General features: G+C 66.9%; 16 protein-coding genes and 1 tRNA gene. 10 read left to right on the top strand and 7 right to left on the bottom strand.

The window, feature by feature from the left end; all coding sequences use genetic code 11:
* Window positions 1–53 precede the first annotated feature (53 nt).
* Complete coding sequence (locus C4N9_RS05535) at window positions 54–779, top strand: proteasome-type protease (protein ID WP_109532309.1); 726 nt, start codon at window positions 54–56, stop codon at window positions 777–779.
* A gap of 167 nt (window positions 780–946) precedes the next feature.
* On the opposite strand, the gene C4N9_RS05530 is transcribed toward C4N9_RS05535, so the two are convergent.
* Window positions 947–1,021: transfer RNA gene (locus C4N9_RS05530), tRNA-Gln, on the bottom strand.
* Window positions 1,022–1,340: 319 nt separating this feature from the next.
* Between C4N9_RS05530 and C4N9_RS05525 the strand changes: the two genes are divergently transcribed.
* Complete coding sequence (locus C4N9_RS05525) at window positions 1,341–2,504, top strand: BaiN/RdsA family NAD(P)/FAD-dependent oxidoreductase (RefSeq protein WP_109532308.1); 1,164 nt, start codon at window positions 1,341–1,343, stop codon at window positions 2,502–2,504.
* Between the two features lie 146 nt (window positions 2,505–2,650).
* Here C4N9_RS05525 and C4N9_RS05520 read toward each other — a convergent pair whose 3' ends face one another.
* The 6 genes from C4N9_RS05520 to C4N9_RS05495 all read right to left on the bottom strand — a co-directional run bounded on the left by C4N9_RS05520 (window position 2,651) and on the right by C4N9_RS05495 (window position 10,114).
* The gene (locus tag C4N9_RS05520; protein ID WP_109532307.1) at window positions 2,651–4,120 is read right to left on the bottom strand and encodes a carboxypeptidase M32; all 1,470 of its coding nucleotides are present in this window, start codon (window positions 4,118–4,120) and stop codon (window positions 2,651–2,653) included.
* A 3-nt stretch (window positions 4,121–4,123) separates the two neighbouring features.
* A complete protein-coding gene (gene ctaA, locus C4N9_RS05515) occupies window positions 4,124–5,275 on the bottom strand; it encodes a heme A synthase (RefSeq protein WP_109532306.1) in 1,152 nt (383 codons plus the stop codon).
* Window positions 5,276–5,349: 74 nt separating this feature from the next.
* The gene (locus tag C4N9_RS05510) at window positions 5,350–6,099 is read right to left on the bottom strand and encodes an RNA methyltransferase (protein ID WP_109532305.1); all 750 of its coding nucleotides are present in this window, start codon (window positions 6,097–6,099) and stop codon (window positions 5,350–5,352) included.
* Window positions 6,100–6,359: 260 nt separating this feature from the next.
* Window positions 6,360–7,148, bottom strand: a complete 789-nt coding sequence (locus C4N9_RS05505; protein WP_109532304.1) for an FAD binding domain-containing protein — start codon at window positions 7,146–7,148, stop codon at window positions 6,360–6,362.
* A 12-nt stretch (window positions 7,149–7,160) separates the two neighbouring features.
* Entirely contained in the window at window positions 7,161–9,536 is a 2,376-nt protein-coding gene (locus C4N9_RS05500; RefSeq protein ID WP_109532303.1) for a xanthine dehydrogenase family protein molybdopterin-binding subunit, read from the bottom strand.
* Between the two features lie 89 nt (window positions 9,537–9,625).
* Entirely contained in the window at window positions 9,626–10,114 is a 489-nt protein-coding gene (locus C4N9_RS05495; protein ID WP_109532302.1) for a (2Fe-2S)-binding protein, read from the bottom strand.
* A gap of 176 nt (window positions 10,115–10,290) precedes the next feature.
* On the opposite strand from C4N9_RS05495, the gene purQ reads away from it, so the two are divergent.
* The 8 genes from purQ (at window position 10,291) to C4N9_RS05455 (ending at window position 22,805) form a co-directional block, all read left to right on the top strand.
* On the top strand, window positions 10,291–10,959 hold the full coding sequence (gene purQ / locus C4N9_RS05490; RefSeq protein ID WP_109532301.1) for a phosphoribosylformylglycinamidine synthase subunit PurQ: 669 nt from the start codon (window positions 10,291–10,293) through the stop codon (window positions 10,957–10,959).
* Window positions 10,960–11,067: 108 nt separating this feature from the next.
* A complete protein-coding gene (locus C4N9_RS05485; RefSeq protein ID WP_245902483.1) occupies window positions 11,068–12,798 on the top strand; it encodes a sensor histidine kinase in 1,731 nt (576 codons plus the stop codon).
* Between the two features lie 72 nt (window positions 12,799–12,870).
* The gene (locus C4N9_RS05480; protein WP_109532299.1) at window positions 12,871–14,250 is read left to right on the top strand and encodes a sigma-54-dependent transcriptional regulator; all 1,380 of its coding nucleotides are present in this window, start codon (window positions 12,871–12,873) and stop codon (window positions 14,248–14,250) included.
* Between the two features lie 510 nt (window positions 14,251–14,760).
* The gene (locus C4N9_RS05475) at window positions 14,761–17,910 is read left to right on the top strand and encodes an Rne/Rng family ribonuclease (RefSeq protein ID WP_109532298.1); all 3,150 of its coding nucleotides are present in this window, start codon (window positions 14,761–14,763) and stop codon (window positions 17,908–17,910) included.
* Window positions 17,911–18,119: 209 nt separating this feature from the next.
* Window positions 18,120–18,866: a cytochrome c biogenesis CcdA family protein gene (locus C4N9_RS05470; RefSeq protein ID WP_109532297.1), complete on the top strand. Its 747-nt coding sequence runs from the start codon at window positions 18,120–18,122 to the stop codon at window positions 18,864–18,866.
* A gap of 88 nt (window positions 18,867–18,954) precedes the next feature.
* Window positions 18,955–20,172 (top strand): lipase family protein, encoded by a 1,218-nt coding sequence (locus tag C4N9_RS05465; RefSeq protein WP_109532296.1) that lies wholly within the window; start codon window positions 18,955–18,957, stop codon window positions 20,170–20,172.
* Between the two features lie 5 nt (window positions 20,173–20,177).
* Entirely contained in the window at window positions 20,178–21,542 is a 1,365-nt protein-coding gene (locus C4N9_RS05460; protein WP_109532554.1) for a cytochrome P450, read from the top strand.
* A gap of 231 nt (window positions 21,543–21,773) precedes the next feature.
* On the top strand, window positions 21,774–22,805 hold the full coding sequence (locus C4N9_RS05455; RefSeq protein WP_109532295.1) for a TRAP transporter substrate-binding protein: 1,032 nt from the start codon (window positions 21,774–21,776) through the stop codon (window positions 22,803–22,805).
* Window positions 22,806–22,873: the final 68 nt, after the last annotated feature.

Genomic DNA, 22,873 nt, shown 5'->3' with positions numbered 1-22,873 from the left:
ACGGTCGCGCGCCCCGGGCCGGGGTGCGGCGGGGCTGAGAGGGCCGGAGTGACGTGACCTATTGTGTGGGATTGCTGTTGAAGGCAGGCATGGTCTTGCTGTCGGATACCCGGACGAATGCCGGGCTCGACAATATCGCCACCTACCGCAAGATGTTCACCTTCGAAGAACCGGGCGAGCGGTGCATCGTCATCCTCACGGCGGGCAGCCTGTCCGTGACGCAGACCACGCTGGCGCAGCTGCGCGAGGGAATCGAGCATCCCGAGACCGAGGAAACGCCCTCGATCATGCAGGCGCATACGATGCTGGACGTGGCCGAGATCGTCGGCAACACGCTGGCCTCGGTGCGCCAGGATATCGACGCGAAGATGCAGGCCTCGAAAGTGTCGACCGCCGCCTCGATGATCGTCGCCGGCCAGAGGCGGGGCGGTGCCATGCGCATGTTCCTCGTCTATCCAGAGGGCAATTTCATCGAAGCGACCGAAGACACGCCCTACCTGCAGATCGGCGAGCACAAATACGGCAAGCCGATTCTCGACCGGGTGGTGACGCCCGACACCTCGCTCGACGACGCGCGCAAGGCGGTGCTTCTGTCGATGGATTCGACCCTGCGCTCGAATCTCTCGGTGGGCATGCCGCTGGATTTCGCGGTGGTCGAAAAGGATGCCTGCCGCCTCAGCCGTGTCGAGCGGATCGAGGCCGAAAACGAAAGCTTCCGCGCCATGTCGCAGGCCTGGTCGAACGCCCTGCGCGACGGCTTCCAGAAGATCGAGATCTGAACCACGCGGTTCGATGACACAAAAGGCCGGGTTCGCCCGGCCATTTTGCTGCGCGAAACACGCGCAAGGCCGCTTCGCGGAGGGCCCGCCCTGTCACCGCTGCGTCATGGCATCTTCACCGCCGCGACATCGTCGCGTCACCGGGATCGGTCATCTTTTCAGGAAGTTGGCTGGGGCGGTAGGATTCGAACCTACGGTACACGGTACCAAAAACCGATGCCTTACCACTTGGCCACGCCCCAACTGAGGCGCTGTTTATCTCGGTGACTCGGCCGCCGCAAGAGGGCGAGGGCGAAAAAATTGCCCCTTCTTTCCGGCGATGCTCATGCAATCCGCGCATCCCTTTCTGCACAGGGATCGGCGGCCCCTGGGTTTGTGTCGCGCCTGCCCGGGCATCGGCTTTCCGGGCCGCGTTCGCCTGTTTCCGGGCCTTTCCAGACGCTTGCCGATTCGCGCGGGGTTGTCCCTCCACCCTTGTGTCACGAAGCGGGCTTGCATCCCGGCCGCGCCCCCGTCTATCGCTGGCTCCTGCGCGCAGGGCGCGACGACGGGAGATCGGGGATGCATGACGTGATCGTGCTGGGCGCGGGGGCGGCCGGACTGATGGCAGGGATCGAGGCCGCGCGCCGGGGCCGCCGGGTGCTGGTGCTCGACCATGCCAGGGCCCCGGGCGAGAAGATCCGCATCTCGGGCGGCGGGCGGTGCAATTTCACCAACCTGCAGATCGCGCCCGAACGCTTCCTCAGCCAGAATCCGCGCTTCGCGCTCTCGGCGCTGCGACGCTACACCCAGCATGATTTCATCGCCCGGATCGACCGCGCGGGCATCGCCTGGCACGAGAAAACGCTGGGCCAGCTCTTTTGCGACGGCTCGGCGCGGCAGGTCGTCGACATGCTCCTGCGCGATCTCGCCGAGGCCGGGGGCGAGCTGCGGCTCGGTGTGACGATCTCAGGCCTGCGCCCCGGCTTCACCGTCGATACCGGCGACGGCCCGCTCGACGCGCGTTCGGTGGTGGTGGCGACGGGCGGCAAGTCGATCCCGAAGATGGGCGCGACCGGGCTGGGCTACGATATCGCGCGCGCCTTCGGTCTCGACGTGATCGAGCCGCGTCCGGCCCTTGTCCCGCTCACCTTCTCGGACCAGCAGCGCGACGCGATGCAGGCGCTGGCAGGGGTGAGCGTGCAGGCGCGGGTGGGGCTGAAGGACGCGAAGATCGCCTTCGACGAGGGGCTCCTCTTCACCCATCGCGGGCTGTCGGGGCCGTCGATCCTGCAGATCTCCAGCTATTGGCGCGAAGGACAGGCGATCGAGGTCGACCTCGCGGCCGGTCGCGATCTCGCGCAAGAGGCGCAGGCGGCCCGCTCCGAAAAGGGCGCACGCGAGCTCGCCAATGCACTCGACCTGCCCGAGAAACTTGCGCGGTCGGTGACCGAGCGCGCGGGGCTGTCGGGCAAGCTCGCCACGCAGTCGAAAGCGGCGCTGCAAAAGCTCGGCGACGCCGTGCATCGCTGGCAGCTCGTCCCCAACGGGACCGAGGGCTGGCGCACCGCCGAAGTCACGCTGGGCGGCGTCGATACCCGGGCGCTCGACGCGAAGACGATGCAGGCGCGCGGGGTGCCCGGTCTCTATTTCGTGGGCGAGGTGGTCGATGTGACGGGCTGGCTCGGCGGCTACAATTTCCAATGGGCCTGGTCTTCCGGCTGGGCCGCCGGGCAAGCCGCCTGAGCGCTCTTTCACTTTGCCTCAAATACTCAAAAAGCGGCTCCCACGAGAGAGCCGCCCGGACCGGGCGATACCGGCCTCAAGCGTCCCGCCGGGCCCTTGGCCCGGCCGCGCGGCGCGGGGGCTCGATGCCCCCGCGCCGCGCCCCTTCAGAGCCGGTACAGGTCGCTGAACTTGGCCTCGAGATAATCCATCAGCGGCGCTTCCGAGGGCTCGAAACCGCAGGCCTCGGTGATCGTGTCGCGCGGCTCGCGCAGCCCGCCATGACGCTGCAGCTTCGCGGTCAGCCATTCGGTCGCGACCGTGGGCCGCCCCTCGGCCAGCGCGGTATCGATCCCCACGAGGTCCTTGCGCAACGCCTTCATCAGGCAGCCCGCATAGACATTGCCCAGGGCATAGGTCGGGAAATAGCCGAACAGACCGATCGACCAGTGCACGTCCTGCAGCATCCCGTGCGACGGGCGATCCACCGCGACGCCGAAATCCCGCAGGAACCGGTCGTTCCAGGCCGCTTCCAGGTCGCCGGGCTGCAGGTCGCCCGAGATCAGCGCGCGTTCCAGGTCGAAGCGCATCATGATGTGCAGGTTGTAATGCACCTCGTCGCTCTCGGTGCGGATATGGCCCGGCTGCACGCGGTTGACCGCGCCGAAGAAGCCCTCGGGATCCAGCCCCAGATCGCCGAATTCGTGGCGCATCTGGCCATGCAGCCAGCCGGTGAAGGCCCGCGAGCGGCCGAGCTGGTTCTCGTAGATCCGGCTCTGGCTTTCATGCACGCCCATCGACACGCCTTCGCCCAGCGGCGAATAGCGGTAGCCTTCGTCGATATTCTGCTCGTAGCAGGCATGCCCCACTTCGTGGATCGTCGAATACAGGCAGTTGAACGGGTCGTTCTCGGCCACCCGCGTGGTGATGCGCGCATCCGCGCCCGACCCCGACGAGAAAGGATGCACCGCCAGATCGAGCCGCCCCTTCGCGAAATCGTAGCCGAAGGCTTCGGCCAGGGTCCGGCTCAGCCGCAATTGCCTTTCGCGAGGGAATTCGCCCTTCATCGGCGCAGGCTGATAGGCGGCGCCCAGAACCTTCTCGCGCAGCGCGACCAGCCGCGTGCGCATCCGCGCGAAGATCGCCGCGATCTCGTCGCCGCTGATGCCCGGTTCGTAATCGTTCAAGAGCGCGTCATAGAGCGCACCGTTCTCGGCCAGCGCCGAGGCTTCCTCGCGCCGCAGCTCGATCACCCGCGTGAGGGTGGGCAGGAAATGCGCCACGTCGTCGCGCGCGCGGGCCTCGGCCCAGACACCCTGCGCGACCGAGGTCACGCGGGCGAGTTCCGCCGCCAGCGCGGCAGGCACCCGCGTGTTGCGGGTATAAGAGCGGCGCACATGGCGCAGGATCGCCTCGCCCTTGGCATCGGGGGCGGTGGCCGCTTCCAGCCATTCGCCAAGGCGGGGATCGGTGCGCCGCGCGTGCAGCACTTCCTCCATCGCCGCCATTTCCTCGCCCCGCTGCTCGGCGGCGCCGCGCGGCATCATGGTTTCCTGATCCCAGCCCAGGCGCCCCATCACCTGCGACAGGGCCCAGCTCGTGCGTTCATGCGCGACGATGTTGTCATATGCGGTCATGGTTTATCCCCGGATGGTGCCGCCCAGCGGATACTGGGCCAGATAGCGGGCGCGGATGATCAGCACCCACAGGATGACGGCCATGAACTGGTGCGCGATGCCCAGCTCCAGCGGCGCCCCGTGCATCACGGTGACGATGCCCAGCACGATCTGCGCGGCCAGCGCGCCCAGAACCCAGTGGAAGGCATTGCGCGTGCGCGCATAGCTCGAGCGCCGGCCCCGGTTCCAGGCGATCACGCCGAAGACCAACAGCAGATAGCCCGAGACGCGGTGGATGAACTGCACCGTGCCGTCATTTTCGAAGAGGTTGCGCCAGACGGGGCTGAGCTCCCACATCGCGGGCGGCAGCACCGAGCCGCCCATCAGCGGCCAGTCGGTATAGCCCCGGCCCGCATCGATCCCCGCGACCAGCGCGCCGAGGATGATCTGCAGGAAGGCGAAATGCATGAGCCCCGTTCCCAACGAGAACAGCTTCGCCTCGCGCGAGCGGCGGGCCTGCAGAAGCTGCGCCTCGGGCCGGCCCAGCAAGAACATGTACCATGCGATGAAACCCAGGATGACGAAGGCCAGCCCCAGATGCGTGGCCAGACGGTAGCTGGCGACGCTGGTCACACCTTCGCCCTGCGTCACGCCCGACGAGACCATCCACCAGCCGATCGCGCCCTGAACGCCGCCCAGCACGCCGGGGATCAGCAGCCGCCCGGTCCAGCCCGCGGGGATCTTGCGCAAGGCCAGGAAGGCCAGGAACCCCAGCGCCCAGACCACGCCCACCGCGCGGCCGAGCTGCCGGTGCGACCATTCCCACCAGTAGATCGACTTGAACTCCGACAGCGTCATGTCGGCATTCAGCAGATGGAACTGGTCGATCTGCTGGTAGAGGTCGAACTCGGCCTGCCAGTCGGCCTCGGTCATCGGTGGCAGCGCGCCGGTCAGGGGCTTCCATTCGGTGATCGACAGCCCGGAATCGGTGAGCCGCGTCAGGCCACCCACGGCGATCATCGCCATGACCATCACGAACAGCACGCCCAGCCAGACCCGGATCGCGCGGCGCGCGCCCGACGGGGCCTCGATCCCGCCGCGCCGCGCGGGCTGCGCGGCAGGCTGTGCGCTCGCTTTGGGCGCTGTGGCATCCTCGAAGATCGGGCGTTTCGCCATCGGCACACTCCTTTTCTGGCGGCGTCAAGCTATTGCGGGGGTGGGGCGGTATCAAGAGCACCCGACGCCGCAGATCAGTCCCTGGGACGCACCAATTGCCGCAACGCGCCGTGCAGCGTCTGCACTTCCGAGCGCGTCATGCCCCAACGGCCCCACATGTTGCGCAGGTTGCGCTTCATATGCGGCGCCTTCTCGGGCGGATGGAAGAACCCGGCCTCGTCCAGCCGGTTTTCGAAATGATCGCCCAGCTTCTCGATCTCGATCTGCGTGGCCAGATCGGTGCCTGCCAGTTCCAGCCGCGCGCCCTCGACCTGCGTGGTCTGGCGCATCCATTCATAGGCGGTCAGCAACACGCATTGCGCAAGGTTCAGAGAATAGAAACCCGGATTGACCGGCACGGTGATGATCGCGTTGGCCTGCGCGATGTCGTCGTTTTCAAGCCCCGCACGCTCGGGGCCGAACAGAACCGCCACACGCTTGCCCGCGCCGATCATCGCGCGCGCCTCGGCCATCGCGGTCTCGGGGGTGAGGACGGGCTTCACCAGCCCCCGCCCGCGCGCGGTCGTGGCATAGACATAGTCGCAATCGGCCACGGCGTCGGCCACGCCGGGAAAGACGGCGGCGTTGTCGAGCACGCTCGACGCGCCCGAGGCCATGGCGATCGCCTTGGGATTGGGCCAGCCGTCGCGCGGCGCGACAAGGCGCATGTGCTCGACGCCGAAATTCAGCATCGCCCGCGCGGCGGCGCCGATATTCTCGCCCATCTGCGGGCGGGTAAGCACCATCAGCGGGGCAGTGCCAAGGTCGGTGGAAAGCGCGCGCATGATCGGGATCCTTTCGCCCGCCCGATTAACGACCGGCGCCGCGCTTGGCAACCGCAAGCCGCCGGGGGCTCTGCCCCCCGCCACGCCGGCTGGCGCCGCCGCGTCTCCCCCCGGGATATTTGGAGAACAAAGAGGCGCGCTCACGGACCTGTCAGCGGCATCTTTACGCCGCAAGTATCCTCGGGGGGTGAATTTGCCGCAAGGCAAAGAGGGGGGCAGACAGCCCCCCTCTCCTGGTTTCAGGCGCGATGGCGCCGTGTTCAGTGCGCGGCGGCGACCGCGCGGCGGGTCATCACGCCCACCAGATGCGCGCGGTATTCGGGCGTGCCGTGCAGATCGCCGATCATCTGATCGGCCGAGGCCGCCAGCCCGGCAAGCGCGTCGGCCGAGAAGTTCGACGACAGCGCCGCCTCGGCCTCGCTCCAGCGGAAGACGCCGTTCTCCGAGGCGCCGGTGATCGCCACCCGCACGCCGTTCGCGTATTGCGCGACGAAGGCGCCGGTCAGGGCAAAGCGCGAGGCGGGCTGGGCGAATTTCGCATAGGCCGCCTTCTGCGGGATCGGGAAGCGCACCGAGGTGATGATCTCGCCCTCGTCGAGCGCGGTGGCGAACATCCCCTGGAAGAAGTCGTCCGCCGCGATCTCGCGCTTATCGGTGACGATGGTCGCGCCCGAGGCCAGCGCCGCCGAGGGATAGCAGGCCGAGGGATCGTTATTGGCCAGCGAGCCGCCGATCGTGCCGCGGTTGCGCACCATCGGGTCGCCGATCTGGCCGGCCAGTTCCGCCAGCGCCGGGTAATCGGCGGCGGCGTCCCGCGCCACGACCGCATGCGGCGTGGCCGCGCCGATGACCAGCATGTCGCCGTCGCGGCAGACGCCTTTCAGCGCGTCGATCCCGGTCAGCGAAACCAGCGTCGCGGGCGCGTTCAGGCGCTGTTTCATCGAGGGCAGCAGGGTCATGCCGCCCGAGAGCGGCTGCGCCTCGTCGCCGCCGAGCGCGGCGACCGCGTCTTCGACCGAGGCGGGTTTGACGAAGTCGAAATTATACATCCGGACCTCCTTTTACTGGGCGTTCATCGCCGCCCAGACGCGCGAGGGCGAAGCGGGCATGTCGATATGGGTGACGTGGGAATGGCCGCCGCGCTGAAGCGCGTCGATGACCGCGTTGATGACGGCGGGCGGGCTGCCGATGGCCCCGGCCTCGCCGCAGCCCTTCACGCCCAGCGGGTTGTGGGTGCAGGGGGTTACGCAGGAATGATCGACCGTGTAGTTCGGCAGATCGTCCGCGCGCGGCATGGCGTAATCCATGTACGAGCCCGAGACGAGCTGCCCGTCCTCGTCATAGACACAGCGTTCCAGAAGCGCCTGACCGATCCCCTGCGCGATCCCGCCATGGACCTGGCCTTCGACGATCATCGGGTTCACCACATTGCCGAAATCGTCGGCCGCGGTGAAGGCGAGGATCTCGACCTCGCCGGTCTCGGGGTCGACCTCGACCTCGCAGCCATAGGCGCCCGAGGGATAGGTGAAGTTGGACGGATCGTAGAAGGCCGTCTCTTCCAGCCCCGGCTCCATGGATTCGAGCGGGTAGTTATGCGGTACATAGGCCGCCAGCGTGACGCCCGCCCAGTCCACCGACTTGTCGGTGCCCGCGACGGTGAACTTGCCGTCGGCCAGCTCAATATCCGCTTCCGAGGCTTCAAGCAGGTGAGCCGCGATCTTCTTGGCCTTGTTGATCACCTTGTTGGTGGCCTTGACCAAAGCCGAGCCGCCCACCGCCAGCGAGCGCGAGCCATAGGTGCCCATGCCCATCGGCGTGTTGGCGGTGTCGCCGTGGTTGATCTCGACCTGGCCCGCATCGATGCCGATCATCTCGGCCACGACCTGCGCGAAGGTGGTCTCGTGCCCCTGACCGTGCGAATGCGAGCCGGTATAGATGCTGATCGAGCCGGTTGCGTTGACCCGCACTGTGGCGGATTCGTAAAGACCGGCGCGGGCGCCCAGTTGTCCGACGAGGTTCGACGGCGCGATGCCGCAGGCCTCGATGTAATGGGCGATGCCGAAGCCGCGCAGCTTGCCGCGTTTCTTCGATTCCTCGGCCCGGGCGGCGAAGCCCGCGTAATCCGAGATCTCGAGCATCTTGTCCATCGTCGCGTCGTAATTCCCGGTATCGTATTCGACCGCCACGGGGGTGGCATAGGGGAATTGATCGGCCTTGATGAAGTTCTGACGCCGCAGCTCGACCGGATCGACGCCCAGCTCGCGCGCGGCCTTGTCGATGACCCGTTCCAGCTGGAACGTGGCCTCGGGGCGGCCGGCGCCGCGATAGGCATCGACCGGCACGGTGTTGGTAAACACGGCCTTCACGTTCACATAGATAAGCGGCGTACGGTAATTGCCGGCCATCAGCGTGCCGTGCAGCCAGGTCGGGACCGAGGGCGCGAAGGTCGACAGATAGGCGCCCATATTGGCGTAGGTCTCGGTGCGGATCGCGGTGAAGTTGTTCGCGTCATCGAGCGCCAACTGGATCTTCGTCACGTGGTCGCGGCCATGCGCATCCGAGATGAAGGCTTCCGACCGCGACGAGGTCCATTTCACCGGGCGCTTCAGCTGACGCGCGGCAAAGGTGCAGAAGGCTTCCTCGGCATAGTGGAAGATCTTGGTGCCGAAACCGCCGCCCACATCGGGCGCGACGACGCGCAGCTTGTGCTCGGGAATGCCCAGCACGAAGGCGCCCATCAGAAGGCGGATCACATGCGGGTTCTGCGAGGTGGTATAAAGCGTGGAATTGTCGTTCCAGGGATCGTAATCGCCCACCGCCACGCGCGGCTCCATCGGGTTGGCGACGAGCCGCTGGTTGACCAGTTCCAGCGTGGTGACATGGGCGGCCTTGGCGAAGGCGTCCTCGACGGCGGCCTTGTTTTCCTCGACGAAGCCCCAGTCGTAGCACAGGTTGGACGTCAGGTCGTCATGCACCTTGGGCGCGCCCTCGGCCAGCGCGGCCTTCATGTCGACGACCGCGGGCAGGTCCTCGATATCGAGCTCGATCGCCTCGGCGGCGTCACGCGCCTGTTCCAGCGTCTCGGCGATGACCACGGCGACGGGATCGCCGACATGGCGCACCTTGCCCTCGGCCAGGATCGGGTGCTTGGGCTCCTGCATCGGCTGGCCGTGTTTGTCGGTGATTTGCCAGCCGCAGGGCATGCCGCCCACGCCCTCGAAATCTTTCGCGGTGAAGACGCGGATCACGCCGTCCATGGCTTCGGCGGCCGCGGTGTCGATGCCGTTGATCTTGCCGTGGGCAACCTGTGAGCGCAGGAAATAGGCATGGGCCTGTCCGCGCAGATTGATGTCGTCGGTATAGCGTCCGTTCCCGGTGAGGAAACGAACGTCTTCGCGCCGCTTCGTGCTGGCGCCGATTCCGCCGTCCTTGGGCATGGAATCCCTCCCTGATGTCGGTGACGGTGCGTGACATCACGCACCCTACAAGTCCTGCGCTGCGGCGGGCGGACCGCCGGCAGCCGTCCTCATTCGGCGGCGACGGCCCCGCCTGCATCCTGACCCGACGCCGCCATCACCGCCTTGACGATGTTGTGGTAGCCCGTGCAGCGGCAGATATTGCCTTCGAGGTAGTGGCGCACCTCGGCCTCGGTCGGCTTGGGATTCTCGGCCAGAAGCGCCGCCGAGGCCATCACCATGCCCGGCGTGCAGAAGCCGCATTGCAGGCCGTGATGGTCCTGGAATGCCTGCTGGATCGTGCCCAGCGACCCGTCGGCATTGGCCATGCCTTCGATCGTGGTGACGCTGGCCCCGTCGACATCCTGCGCCAGCACCGTGCAGCTTTTCACCGCCTGTCCGTCCATATGCACGACGCAGGCGCCGCACTGGCTGGTATCGCAGCCGACATGGGTACCGGTCAGACCCAGTTCCTCGCGCAGGAACGACGACAGAAGCGTGCGTCCCTCGGCCTGTCCCGACATGGACCGGCCGTTCACGGTCAGTGTAACCTTGGTCATGTATCCCTCCCTTGGATGGGCGCATCAAAGCACGCGGGCGCGGCGCATGAAATGCCACCTTAGGCGTATTTTCGCGAAAAGCGCGCGGACCGGGCGCCGATTCCCCCCTTTCTTTGCCTGCCGCATCGCAGTATTGGGGGCGCATCCAGTCCCGCCTGACAGTATCGGAGCCGCGCATGAAAGCCGCCGTGATCACCTTCCCGGGTTCCAATTGCGACCGTGACCTTGCCGTGGCCTTCGAAGCGGCCGGGGCAGAGGTGACGCGCGTGTGGCACAAGGATGCGACGCTGCCCGAGGGCACCGATGTCGTGGGCGTGCCGGGCGGGTTCAGCTTCGGCGATTACCTGCGCTGCGGGGCCATCGCCGCGCGCTCGCCCATCGCCAAGGCCGTGATCGCCCATGCCGAGCGTGGCGGCTATGTTCTGGGCGTGTGCAACGGCTTTCAGGTCCTGTGCGAAACCGGGCTTCTGCCGGGCGTGCTGATGCGCAATGCGGGGCTGAAATTCGTCTGCAAGCCGGTCGCGCTGCGGGTCGAAAGCACCGACAGCGCCTTTACCTCGGCCTATCAGGCGGGCGCCGAGCCGATCATCCCGATCGCCCATCACGACGGCAATTACCAGGCCGACGAAGACACGCTGGCCACGCTGGAAGGCGAGGGACGCGTGGCGTTCCGCTATGTGAGCAACCCCAACGGCTCGCGCAATGACATCGCCGGCATCCTGTCGGCCAATCGCCGGGTGCTGGGCATGATGCCGCATCCCGAGCGCGCGGTCAGCGCGCAGCATGGCGGCACCGATGGCCGGGCGCTGTTCGACGGTCTCATGGGCGCCTTGGCGCTTACCTGAGGCGCGGGGCAGGCGGTGTCGCTTGAGCCGCTCGCGGCGCTTGCGTAAGTTGTGCGCATGAGCACCGACCCGTCGCAATCGCAACCCGTATCGGTCCTGAGGACGGGGATGCCCGCCTGGGGCAAGGCGCTGATCGGCGCCTTGCTGGCCGTCGCGGTGGCGGTGGTCTGGGTGATGGACGACTGGCTGAGCGAAAGCTTCACCGTCGATACCCGCACCCGCGCCGAGCTGCGGCTGGTGCTGTATGCCGGGAATATCGAAGCCGAATTGCAGCGCACGCAGATCGTGCCGATTCTTCTCGCGCGTGACCCGGTGCTGCGCGAAGCGTTGCAGAATTCCAATTATGCCTCGATCTCGCAATTGCTGATCGGGCTGCAAAGCGAGGTCGGCGCGGCGTCTATCGAGCTTCTGGACACATCGGGCCGGGTCGTCGCGGCGACAGACCGCAACCGGCTGGGCAGCGTGCGTGGCAGCGAGGCGCTGTTCATCGAGGCCCGGCGCGCCAATGACACGATCTTCAACGTGCGCCAGCGCGATTCGGGGGGCTACGGCTTTGCCTATGCCCGCGCGATCCGCTCGGGCAGTCAGGTTCTGGGCGTCGTCACCGTCGAGGTCGATCTGGCACAGTTCGAACGCTCGTGGTCGGGGTTTTCGGACGCGGTGGCGGTGCTCGACAGCGAAGGCCGCATCGTTCTGGCCACCGAACCGCGCTGGCGGGGCCGGACCGAGGCCGAGGCGCTGGCAATGCGCGACGCACCGACCGCCATCGAATGGGCGCTGCGCTATACCGCCGACCTGGCGGGGCGGGGGCCCGATGCCTTCCTGTCCAACGAGGCCGTTTTGCGGTCCGAAACCCGGGTACAGCATCGCGGCTGGCGGCTGATCAGCTACACCACCTATGACGGCGTGCGCGAGAAAGTGAACGGCGTTCTGGCGCTGATCATCATGGGCTTCGCGCTGCTGCTGGCGATGGTGTTCTACCTGTTCTCGCGGCGGGCCTATTCGCAATCCGCGCTGTTCGAGCAGGAATCGGTCGAACTGCGGCAACTCAACCTGCGCCTTCAGCGCGAGATCGCCGCGCGCGAGAAGGTGCAGAAAGAGCTGACCGTGGCCGAACAGACGCTGGCGCAATCGTCGAAACTGGCGGTGCTGGGTGAAATGTCGGCCGCCGTCAGCCACGAGCTGAACCAGCCGCTGGCGGCGATGAAGACCTACTTGGCGGGAGCCCGGCTGCTGATGACGCGGCGGCGCACCGAAGAGGCGATGGTCAGTTTCCAGCGCATCGACGACCTGATCGACCGGATGGGCGCGATCACCCGGCAGTTGAAGAGCTTCGCGCGCAAGGGCGGCGATGCCTTTGCCGCGATCGACATCCGCGATTGCGTGACCGAGGCGCTGACGATGATGGAACCGCGCCTGCGCGAGCGGCGGGTGCTGGTCGTGCGAACGCTGCCCAAGGATCCGGTGCGAGTGATGGGCGACCGGCTTCGCATCGAACAGGTGCTCATCAACCTGATGCGCAACGCGGTCGATGCCACGCAGAATGTCAATGCGCCGCAGATCGACCTGATCCTGACACAGGGCGATACTGTGACGCTGACGATCAAGGATAACGGCACCGGCATCCGCGACATCGACAAGATTTTCGAGCCCTTCCACACCACCAAGGGCGCGGGCGACGGCGTCGGGCTGGGGCTGGCGATTTCGTCGGGCATCGTCGCGGATCACGGCGGGCGTCTGACCGCGCGCAATCTGCCCGAAGGCGGCGCCGCGTTCGAGATCGCCTTGCCGGTTCTGGCCGAGGCAGGACAGGACGCGGTCGGACACTCCTCTGTGTAGGGACGGCTGCGGCATTGGGCCTGCGAGGTTTTGGGCTTATATTGAAGACGGAATGGATCAGGAGATCGCTGCATGAATGCAGGCAACACCGCTGAACCGGCTGAAAAGTCCACGAGCGCAGCCCCCCGCACCCCGACGCGGGTGATCGTGATCGACGACGAGCAGGACATGCGCGCGTCGATCAGCCAGTGGCTGTCGCTGTCGGGGTTCGAGCCCGAAACCTATGCCGGCGCGGAAGAGGCGCTGGCCCAGATCGGCGCGGATTTCCCCGGCATCGTCGTCACCGACATCCGCATGCCCGGCATGGACGGGATGGCGCTGCTCAAGCGGCTGATGGGCATGGACGCCTCGCTCCCCGTGATCCTGATCACCGGTCATGGCGATGTGCCGATGGCGGTCGAGGCGATGCGCCTCGGGGCCTATGATTTCCTTGAGAAACCGTTTGACCCCGAACGGATGGCCGATCTGGCCCGCGCCGCGCTGAAGGCGCGCGCGATGGCGCTGGAAAGCCGGGCCCTGCGTCACGAACTGGCCGATGGCGGAGCGATCATGCACCGGCTGGTCGGCGGCTCGAACGAGATGGTGCGCCTGCGCGAGGATATCCTCGATTACGGGCAGGCCGACGGCCATGTGCTGATCGACGGCGAGACGGGCACCGGCAAGACGCTGGTGGCGCATGCGCTTCATGCCGTGGGTCCGCGCGCCGGGCGCAAGTTCGTCAGCGTCTCCTGCGCGGGGATCGAGGACGAGGCGCTGTCAGCCAAGCTGTTCGGCCCGGTGGAATCGGGCGGCCTGCCGCTGGTCGAGGAAGCGCGCGGCGGCACGCTGTGCCTGGAAGATATCGAGGCGATGAGTCCGGTCCTGCAGGGGCGGCTTCTGACCTTCATCAACGATCAGCCAGCGCCGCCGCATACCCGGATCGTCGCCATCTGCAACGATCACAAGCCCGGCCGCACGCTGGAAGACGTGCTGCGACCGGACCTGTACTACCGTCTGGCCGCGATGAAGCTGACCCTGCCGCCGCTCAGGACACGCGGCGAGGATATCCTCGCGCTGTTCAAGAGCTATGCCACGGATTACGCCGAGGAATACGGCTGTCCCGCCCCGGATCTGAGCGCGCAGGACGCGGCCTACCTGCTGCAGGCGCCGTGGCCGGGCAATATCCGTCAGCTCATTTCCATCGCCGAGCAGTCGGTTCTGCAGAGCCGTCGTGGCTCGGGCTCTGTCGTGTCGTTGGTCATGGCCGAGAACGAAGCCTCGGGCGGGGCGCTGACGACCGAGGGCAAACCTCTGAAGGACTACGTGGAAGCCTTTGAAAAGACGCTGATCGACAACACGATGCGGCGTCACAAAGGGTCGATCGTCGCGGTCATGGAAGAGCTCTGCCTGCCGCGCCGGACGCTCAACGAGAAGATGGCGAAATACGGTCTGAGCCGGACAGATTACGTCTGACATTCGGGTCAGAAGGCAGGGCGGGTGCGCGACCGGGCGGACCCGCCCTTTGCCGTGGCGGCGGTGCCATTCGCCGCCTGCCGGCACGCGTCGAATTTCGAAGAAAACGAAACTTTCTTGCGCCGATCTTTCACGCGCGCATTTTCCATATTGAACAGGGCGGGTGTTCCCCCCTATGTTTGTGACAGCTCTGCGATTGTCGCAGGGCCCGAAATTCACAGCCTGACTCTCCCTTCGGGTGAGACGATGGCGGGATCGGCCCACGGGCCGTAGAACTGCCCTAAGCGGCCCCGCCGCGAGGGCCTGTCATGGACGCAACGCTCAGTCGGGTGCGTCGGAGCCTGAAACCGTGATGCCACTTGGCGCATCAGCTTTGACCGAGACCGGGACGCGCGAAGGCGCCGCCCGCCGTCAGCTGACGCATGGCATTGCCCATAATTCCCCAAATGACTCTCTGCCGCGCGGCCCTTCGGGGCCGGGGGGCGGATGGCCGGGGACACGTGAGAGACTATGGGAAAGAAACTACTTATTGACGCGACACATGCGGAAGAGACCCGCGTTGTCGTTCTGGATGGCAACAAGGTCGAGGAATTCGATTTCGAAACCATCCACAAGCGCCAGCTGGCAGGGAACATCTACCTCGCCAAGGTAACGCGCGTCGAACCGTCGCTGCAGGCCGCTTTCGTCGATTACGGCGGCAACCGGCACGGTTTCCTCGCCTTCGCCGAGATCCACCCCGATTATTACCAGATCCCCGTTGCCGACCGTCTGGCGCTTCTGGAAGAAGAGCGCGCGCTGGTCCGCGATCAGGAAGAGGAAACCACCCGCCGCACCCGCCGCCGCCGGAACGACAAGTCCGAGAAGGGCGGCAAATCCGCCCGCGACACGCACGGTGACGAGAATAGCGATGACGAGACCTCCGAGGGCGACACCCCCGAGGTTGATGCCGCTCTGACCGCCGCGCAAGACAGCGCTGCGGTGATGGAGGCGCCGGCGGAAGACGTGACGCCGGAAGTCGCGGAGGAAACCGGGCCCGTGGCCGAGGCCCTGCAGCCCGTCGCCGAAGACGCGCCCGCCTCCGACGAGGCCGAGGATGCCGCGCCCGCCGAGGCCGAAACGTCCTCCGACGCGGCCTCTGACACGCCTGCGGACGAGGACAAGCCCGCGCCCCGCGCGCCGATGGCCGCGAATGCCGACGGGATGGAGCACCGCACCTACGGCGCGATGGACATCGTCGAGCTCGACGAGGATGACAGCGCCAGCGCCGACGACACCGACGACGCGCAGGGTGACGACCACGGTCACGATCACGCGGATGGCGACGACAAGGACGACAAGAAACCCTATCGCGCCGCCGATCACGCCGCCGACAATGACAGCGACATCGAATCCGTCGCCGACGAGGACGTCTCGGACGAGGTGCGTCCGCCGCGCCGCTCGCGTGCGCGCCGCTACAAGATCCAGGAAGTGATCAAGGTTCGGCAGATCATGCTGGTCCAGGTCGTGAAGGAGGAACGCGGCAACAAGGGGGCCGCGCTGACCACCTATCTGTCGCTGGCGGGCCGCTACTGCGTGCTCATGCCCAACACCGCGCGCGGTGGTGGCATCAGCCGCAAGATCACCAATGCCGCCGACCGCAAGAAGCTCAAGGACATCGCGTCCGAGTTCGACGTGCCGGAAGGCGCGGGGCTGATCATCCGCACGGCGGGTGCAAACCGCACGAAATCCGAGATCAAGCGCGATTACGAATACCTGTTCCGCGTGTGGGAGCAGATCCGCGAGCTGACGCTGAAATCCATCGCGCCCGCGCCGATCTATGAAGAGGGCAACCTCATCAAGCGGTCGATCCGCGATCTGTACAACAAGGACATCGACGAGGTCCTGGTCGAAGGCGAAGCGGGCTACCGCACCGCTAAGGACTTCATGAAGATGATCATGCCGTCCCACGCCAAGAACGTGAAACTCTATGGCGAGGGTCTGCCGCTTTTCGCGCGCTACCAGGTGGAAAGCTATCTGGGCCAGATGTTCAACCCAACGGTCCAGCTGAAATCGGGCGGCTACATCGTCATCGGCGTGACCGAAGCGCTGGTCGCCATCGACGTGAACTCGGGCAAGTCGACGCGCGAAGGCTCGATCGAAGACACCGCGCTGAAGACCAACCTTGAAGCCGCCGACGAGGTGGCCCGCCAGCTGCGCCTGCGCGACCTTGCCGGTCTGATCGTCATCGACTTCATCGACATGGAAGAGCGCAAGAACAACGCGGCGGTGGAAAAGCGTCTGAAGGACGCCCTGCGCACCGATCGCGCGCGCATTCAGGTTGGCCGCATCTCGGCCTTCGGGCTTCTGGAGATGAGCCGCCAGCGCCTGCGCCCCGGCATGATCGAGGCCACGACGCAGCCCTGCCAACATTGCCACGGCACGGGCCTGATCCGCTCGGACAATTCGCTGGCGCTGCAGATCCTGCGCTCGCTGGAAGAAGAGGGCACGCGCAACCGCTCGAAAGAGGTGCTGGTCAAGGCGCCGATCGGGATCGTCAACTACCTGTTCAACACCAAGCGCGAGCATCTGCAGCAGATCGAGCTGCGCTATGGCATGGCGATCCGGATCGAGGCCGACCCCTCGCTCATCAGCCCCGACTACTCGATCGAGAAGTTCAAGACCGCGACGCGGATCGTGACGGCGCCGGCGACCCCGGTCGTGTCGCTGGATGCGAAGACAATGTCCGACCTGGACGATTACGAGGACGAGGACGAGACCGAAACCGACGACACCCCCGAGGCAAAAGCCGACGAATCCGGCGAGACCGAGGCCAAGGGCGACGGTAACGAGGATGGCAACGGCGAAGGGGGCAAGCGCAAGCGTCGCCGTCGTCGGCGTCGGCGGGGTGGCCAGTCGAATGGCAACCGCAACGAAGGCGATACCGACGGCGACGACTCGTCCGACGACGACACCGGATCCGAGGACGCGCCTGCGGCCGAACCCGCCGCCGAGCGGGTCGCACAGGCCCCCGCCGAGGCTGTCGAGGAAACGGCAGACGAAACCGCAAAGGCTGACGCCGCGCCGGTCGAAGAGCCCAAGCCCGCACGGCGCCGTCGGTCGCGTCGCAAGAGCACCGACGCCGAAGGGGACGCCGCCAAGGAGGACGCCAAGCAGGAGGCTCCGGCAGAACCCGTGAGCGAAGCGCCTGCGGAAGCCGAGGCCGAGGCCGAGAAGCCCAAGCGTCGCCGCGCGCCGCGCCGCAAGAAGGCCGAGATCGAGGCCGAGAAGGCGGCAAAGGCCGAGGAAGCCGCGAAAGCGGCGGAGCCGGTCGCGGCGGGCGGCACCGAACTGCCGGACGAGACGCCGAGCGAGGCACCGGTCGAGAACCCGATCGAAGCCCCGGTCCCCTCGACCCCCGAGGACGCGCCGGCCACCCCGGTCGAGGCGCCCGACGATCAGCCCGCCGAGATCCCGGTCGAAGCGCCTGTGGAAACGCCTGTGGAAACGCCGGATGAAAGCGTTGCCAACGTGTCCGAGGCCGAGGCGCCGCCTGCGGAAGTTCAGCCGGTCGTGACGACCGGCGAAGAAGCCCAGGCGGAACCGGCGCCAGAAGCGGAACCGGCGGCAGAGACGAAGCCCACGAAACCGCGTCGTGCGGGCTGGTGGGCGCGCAAGAGCTGAGCTTGCCGGGGTCGCCCCGGCGACCCCGCGAGGCGAGGTCGTAATACCAGGCCCGCGACCCGAGGTCGCAATATCAGGCCCGCGACCCGAGGTCGCAATATCAGGAACGTGAGCGCGCCCCCCGTGACGAACGGGGGGCGCTTCGCTATCAGGGGCAGGGGTCCGGAACAGGACCGTGCCCTCAGGACAAAACCGGGAGACGCCACGCCATGTTCGGGATCGACCTGTTCGACGCAGCCCTGCTGCCCGCGTTGTTCGTGGCGGTCGCGGCCGGGCTGTTGTCCTTTCTCAGCCCCTGCGTGCTGCCCATCGTGCCGCCGTATCTGGCCTATATGTCTGGCATCTCGATGCGCGACCTGACCGAAAGCCGGGGCCTCAGCCCGGCCACGATTCCCGCCTTGTTCTTCGTCATGGGGCTGAGCACGGTGTTCCTGTTCCTGGGCTTCACCGCCTCGTCCCTGGGGCGGCTGTTCCTGGCCTATCGGCAGGAATTCGCGATGGCCGCGGGCGTCGTGGTGATGGTGATGGGGCTGCATTTTCTGGGCCTGTTCCGGCTGTCCTTCCTGATGCGCGAGGCGCGGTTCGAGGGCGGCAAGGGCGGTTCGGCCTTCGGGGCCTATGTGCTGGGGCTGGCTTTTGCCTTTGGCTGGACGCCCTGCATCGGGCCCATCCTGGGCATGATCATCACGCTCGCCGCGACCGAGGAGTCGGTGGCGCGCGGCACCGGGCTGCTGGCGGCTTACGCGTTGGGGCTGGGCCTGCCGTTCCTGCTGGCCGCGATCTTCATCAACCGGGCGATGGGCCTGATGAACCGGCTGAAGCCATGGATGGGCTGGGTCGAGAAGGGAATGGGCGCGCTTCTGGTGCTGGTCGGCCTTGCGCTGATCACCGGCTGGCTTGCAGACTTCTCGTTCTGGTTGCTCGACATGTTCCCGGCGCTGGGGCGGATCGGCTGAGGTCGCCTGAGTATTTTCAGCAGAGTGAAGGGGCGGGTTTGCGCGCCTGCCTTTTTCGCGTAGCCTGTTGAAAACGCGTGAGGGTGGCATGGGTGACGGGCAGGCGAGGGTGCGCAGGCGGCGGGTGTTCTACGTCCCGGGCTACGACCCGTTCCCGCCCCGCCGCTACCGCGAATTCTACCGCAAGGAGGGCGCGGCGCAGGCGGCGATTTCCGGCTACGATTTTGCCATGCAGGCCGAGACCGGCGGCGGGCACTATGTCTGGCGCGTCGAAACCGTGATCGACGGGCAGGACAGCGAGGCGCGGGTCGAGGTGCTGGTCTGGTCGGACCTCGTGCAGGCGTCGATGCGGCGCGGGATCCTGGCGACCTATCTGCTGATGCTGCGCACGCTCTGGATCTTCTTTTCCACCGGCGCGCTGGGGGCGATGATCCGCCTGCGTCCGGGCCCGATGCTGACGGGCGCCTGGCCGGTGGGGATGTTGAGCCTGCAGATGCTGGTGGCGCTGCTGGGTCTTTGCGCCGTCTGGTGGGGCGCTCATGCGCTGATCGGGGGATGGGCGGGACATCTGGCGGGGCTGGTCCTTGGCGCGGGCGCCATGGCGGCGATCCTGACCGGGTTTCGCCGGCTCGATACCAAGTTCTTCGCCTATTACATGCTTTACGATTTCGCCCAGGTCGCGGCGCATCGCGGCGACTATGGCACCGACCTTGCGGCGCGGCTGGACGGCTTTGCCGATGCCGTTCACGCGGCCCTGAGCGAGGGCAACGACGAGGTGCTGATCGTCGGCCATTCCTCGGGCGCGGCGCTGGCGGTGACGCTGGCGGCGGCGGTCGAGCGGCGCGGTCTGCCCGCGGATGGCGCGCGGCTGGCGCTTCTGACGCTGGGACAGGCGATCCCGATGCAGGCTTTCCTGCCCGAGGCGACGCGGCTGCGTGCCGATCTGAACCAGCTGGCGCAAAGCGAGGCCGTGGCCTGGGTCGATGTCACCGCGAAGGGCGACGGGGTGTGTTTCTGGCTGACCGATCCGCCCGCCGTCTGCGGCGTGGCGCCCGAGGCGCCGGTCAATCCGCTGGTCTTCAGCGCCGCGTTTTCCGAGACCGTATCGCCCGAGAAATGGCGCCAGATCCGGCGGCAGTTCTTCCGGCTGCATATCCAGTATCTCGCCTGTTTCGAGCGTCCGCGCGACTACGATTATTTCCAGATCACCGCCGGCCCGGTGCTGCTGGCTGATCGCTACCGGGGGCGCATGGCCTCGCCGCAGGTCGAGCGGCGGGTCTATTCGCCGCATCGGAGCCGGGCGTGAGCGCGATCATTCCGCCGAGACCCGCCTCGCGTGCGGGGCGGTTTGCCTTCTGGCGCTATGTGCGCGCCTTCCGGCGCGACATTCTGAGCGCCAATCCCGAGCGCCTGTACAGCGCGAAGATGGCCGAGTTCCGGCTGCCTTTCCTGCATACTTTCCTGACGAACGAGCCCGCGCTCTGGCGGCGGGTGCTGACCGAGGAGCCCGCCGATTTTCCGAAATCGCCGCGCATGGCGGCGGGGCTGGAGCCGCTTCTGGGGCAGGGGGTTTTCCTGAGCAACGGCGCGCTCTGGCAGCGGCAGCGGCGGATCATCGACCCGGCTTTCGAGGGCGGGCGGCTGCGCGGGACGTTCCCGGCGATGCTGGCGGCGGGCGAGGCTTCGGTCTCGCGGCTTGCGGGATTGGCGACGCGCGGGCCGGTCGATATCGACGCCGAGATGAGCCACGCGACGGCGGATGTGATCTTCCGGACGCTGTTCTCGGTTCCGATCGAGGATGCGGTCGCGGGCGGAGTCTATGCGGCGTTTCGCGACTACCAGCGCACGCAGCCGCTCTTGAACCTTGCGGCCTTCCTGCCCCTGCCACGCTGGGTGCCGCGCTTTCACCGTCGGGCGACCTTGCGCGCGGCGCGGCGCATCCGCGCGCTGATCCGCCAGCTGGTCGAGGCGCGCAGGATCGCCATCGCCCAAGGCCGCGCGCCCGACGATCTGGCGACCAAGATCATGACCATGGCCGATCCCGTGGACGGCCGGCGTTTCGACGACGATGAGATGATCGATCAGGTGGCGGTGTTCTTCCTGGCCGGGCACGAGACCTCGGCCTCGGTTCTGAGCTGGGCGTTGTACCTCTTGGCGCTCGATCCCGTACTGCAGGAGACGCTTGCGACCGAGGCGGCAGAGGTCCTGGGCGGGGCGCCGGATTTCGGCGCGGTGAGCCGGCTGAAACTGGCGCGCGACGTGTTCCGCGAGGCGTTGCGGCTCTATCCGCCGGTGCCGATGATGGTGCGCGAGGCGCGCTGCCCGGTCACGTTCAGGAACCGGCGGGTCGGGGCGGGGTCGCAGGTGGTGATCTCGCCCTGGCATCTGGGGCGCCACCGCGCCATCTGGGACGCGCCCGATGCCTTCTGTCCCGCGCGCTGGCAGGGCGCGGAAGGTCGCGCGGCGGCGCGCGACGGGTTCATTCCGTTCTCGGCCGGGCCGCGCGTCTGTCCGGGCGCGGGCTTCGCGATGATCGAGGGGCCCTTGCTGCTGGCGCTGATCGCGCGGGCGTTCCGGATCACCCGCGCGCCGGGGCCCGAGCCGGTGCCGGTGGCGCAACTGACCGTCCGCGCCCGTGACGGGATCCGGGTGAGACTCGATCCGCGCAATCCCTGACCAATCCCGTGAAACGGTTTTGAAAAATCCGGTCAGCCGGAGTTTTTCTTGGACAGATTGGTAAGATTATTTTACCTCTTGAGGCAGTGGCGAAGAATCTTCGGCCGGAAGCCGGGCGCAGCGCGTGCAGGTTTCCGGGCGGTCCGGGGCTTCGTCATGGTTCGAGTGAAGAACAGGCGGCCGGGGGAGAGGGGAGTTTCCCACGGGATTTCCGCCAACAGGGAGAAAGACATGAAAAAAATTCTGACCACCACGGCGCTGGTCGCTGGCATGTTCGCGGGCGGCGCGCAGGCGCAGCAAAGCTGGAACCTGCAATCGACCTATCCGGGCTCGCTGCCGCAGCTTGGCACGCTGGGCCAACGCATTGCCGACCAGATCACCCGCATCACCGGCGGCGAGATCGAGGTGACGTTCCAGAACCCCGGCGGTGTCGTTCCGGCGCTGGAAGTGTTCGACGCCGTGGGGTCGGGCGCGGTCGAGGCCGGATGGTCCACGCCGGGTTACTGGGCGGGCCGCGTTCCCGCGCTGCAGCTTCTGGCCGCGGTGCCGTTCGGGCCGCAGGCGGGCGAATACCTGGCCTGGCTGAAATTCGGCGGCGGCGAGGAATTCCTCGACGAGCTTTACGAGCCTCACAACATCAAGTCGATCATCTGCGCGGTGATCGCGCCCGAAGCCTCGGGCTGGTTCCGCAACGAGATCACGTCGGTCGAGGACCTGCGCGGCCTGTCGATGCGCTTCTTCGGTCTGGGCGCCAAGGTCATGGAGCGGATGGGCGTGTCGACCCAGCTTCTGGCCGGCGGCGACATCTTCCCGGCGCTGGAGCTGGGCACGATCGACGCGACCGAGTTCTCGATGCCCGCCATCGACCTCAATCTCGGCTTCTATCAGGTTGCGAGCTATTACTACTTCCCCGGCTGGCACCAGCAATCGACCTTCTTCGACCTGATGATCAACCTCGATCTGTGGGAAGAGCTGGACGAGGACACGCAATTCGCCATCGAGACCGTCTGTGACGCCAATATCGCCTATGGTCTGGCCGAGGGCGAGGCGCTGCAATTCGATGCGCTGCGTGAGCTGGAAGAAGAGCATGGCGTGAATATCCGCCAGTGGTCGGACGAGGATCTGGCCGCGCTGGAAGCCGCCTGGGACGAGGTTGCCGCCGAGCTGGTGGCCGAGGACGAGGACTTCGCCCGCGTCTATGAAAGCTACACCACCTTCCGGCAGAACTATGCCCGGTGGCGCGAGATCGGCTATCTGGACTGATCGCGTGACCTCCTGAAACCAGGGGGGCATCCCGCGCGCGGGATGCCCCTTTCCTGGCACCTTCCTTC

Origin of the sequence: Pararhodobacter marinus (assembly GCF_003122215.1) — a bacterium.
GTDB lineage: Bacteria > Pseudomonadota > Alphaproteobacteria > Rhodobacterales > Rhodobacteraceae > Pararhodobacter > Pararhodobacter marinus.
Note: the sequence above shows the minus strand (reverse complement) of the source record. Positions and strands in the feature narration are given on the sequence as shown.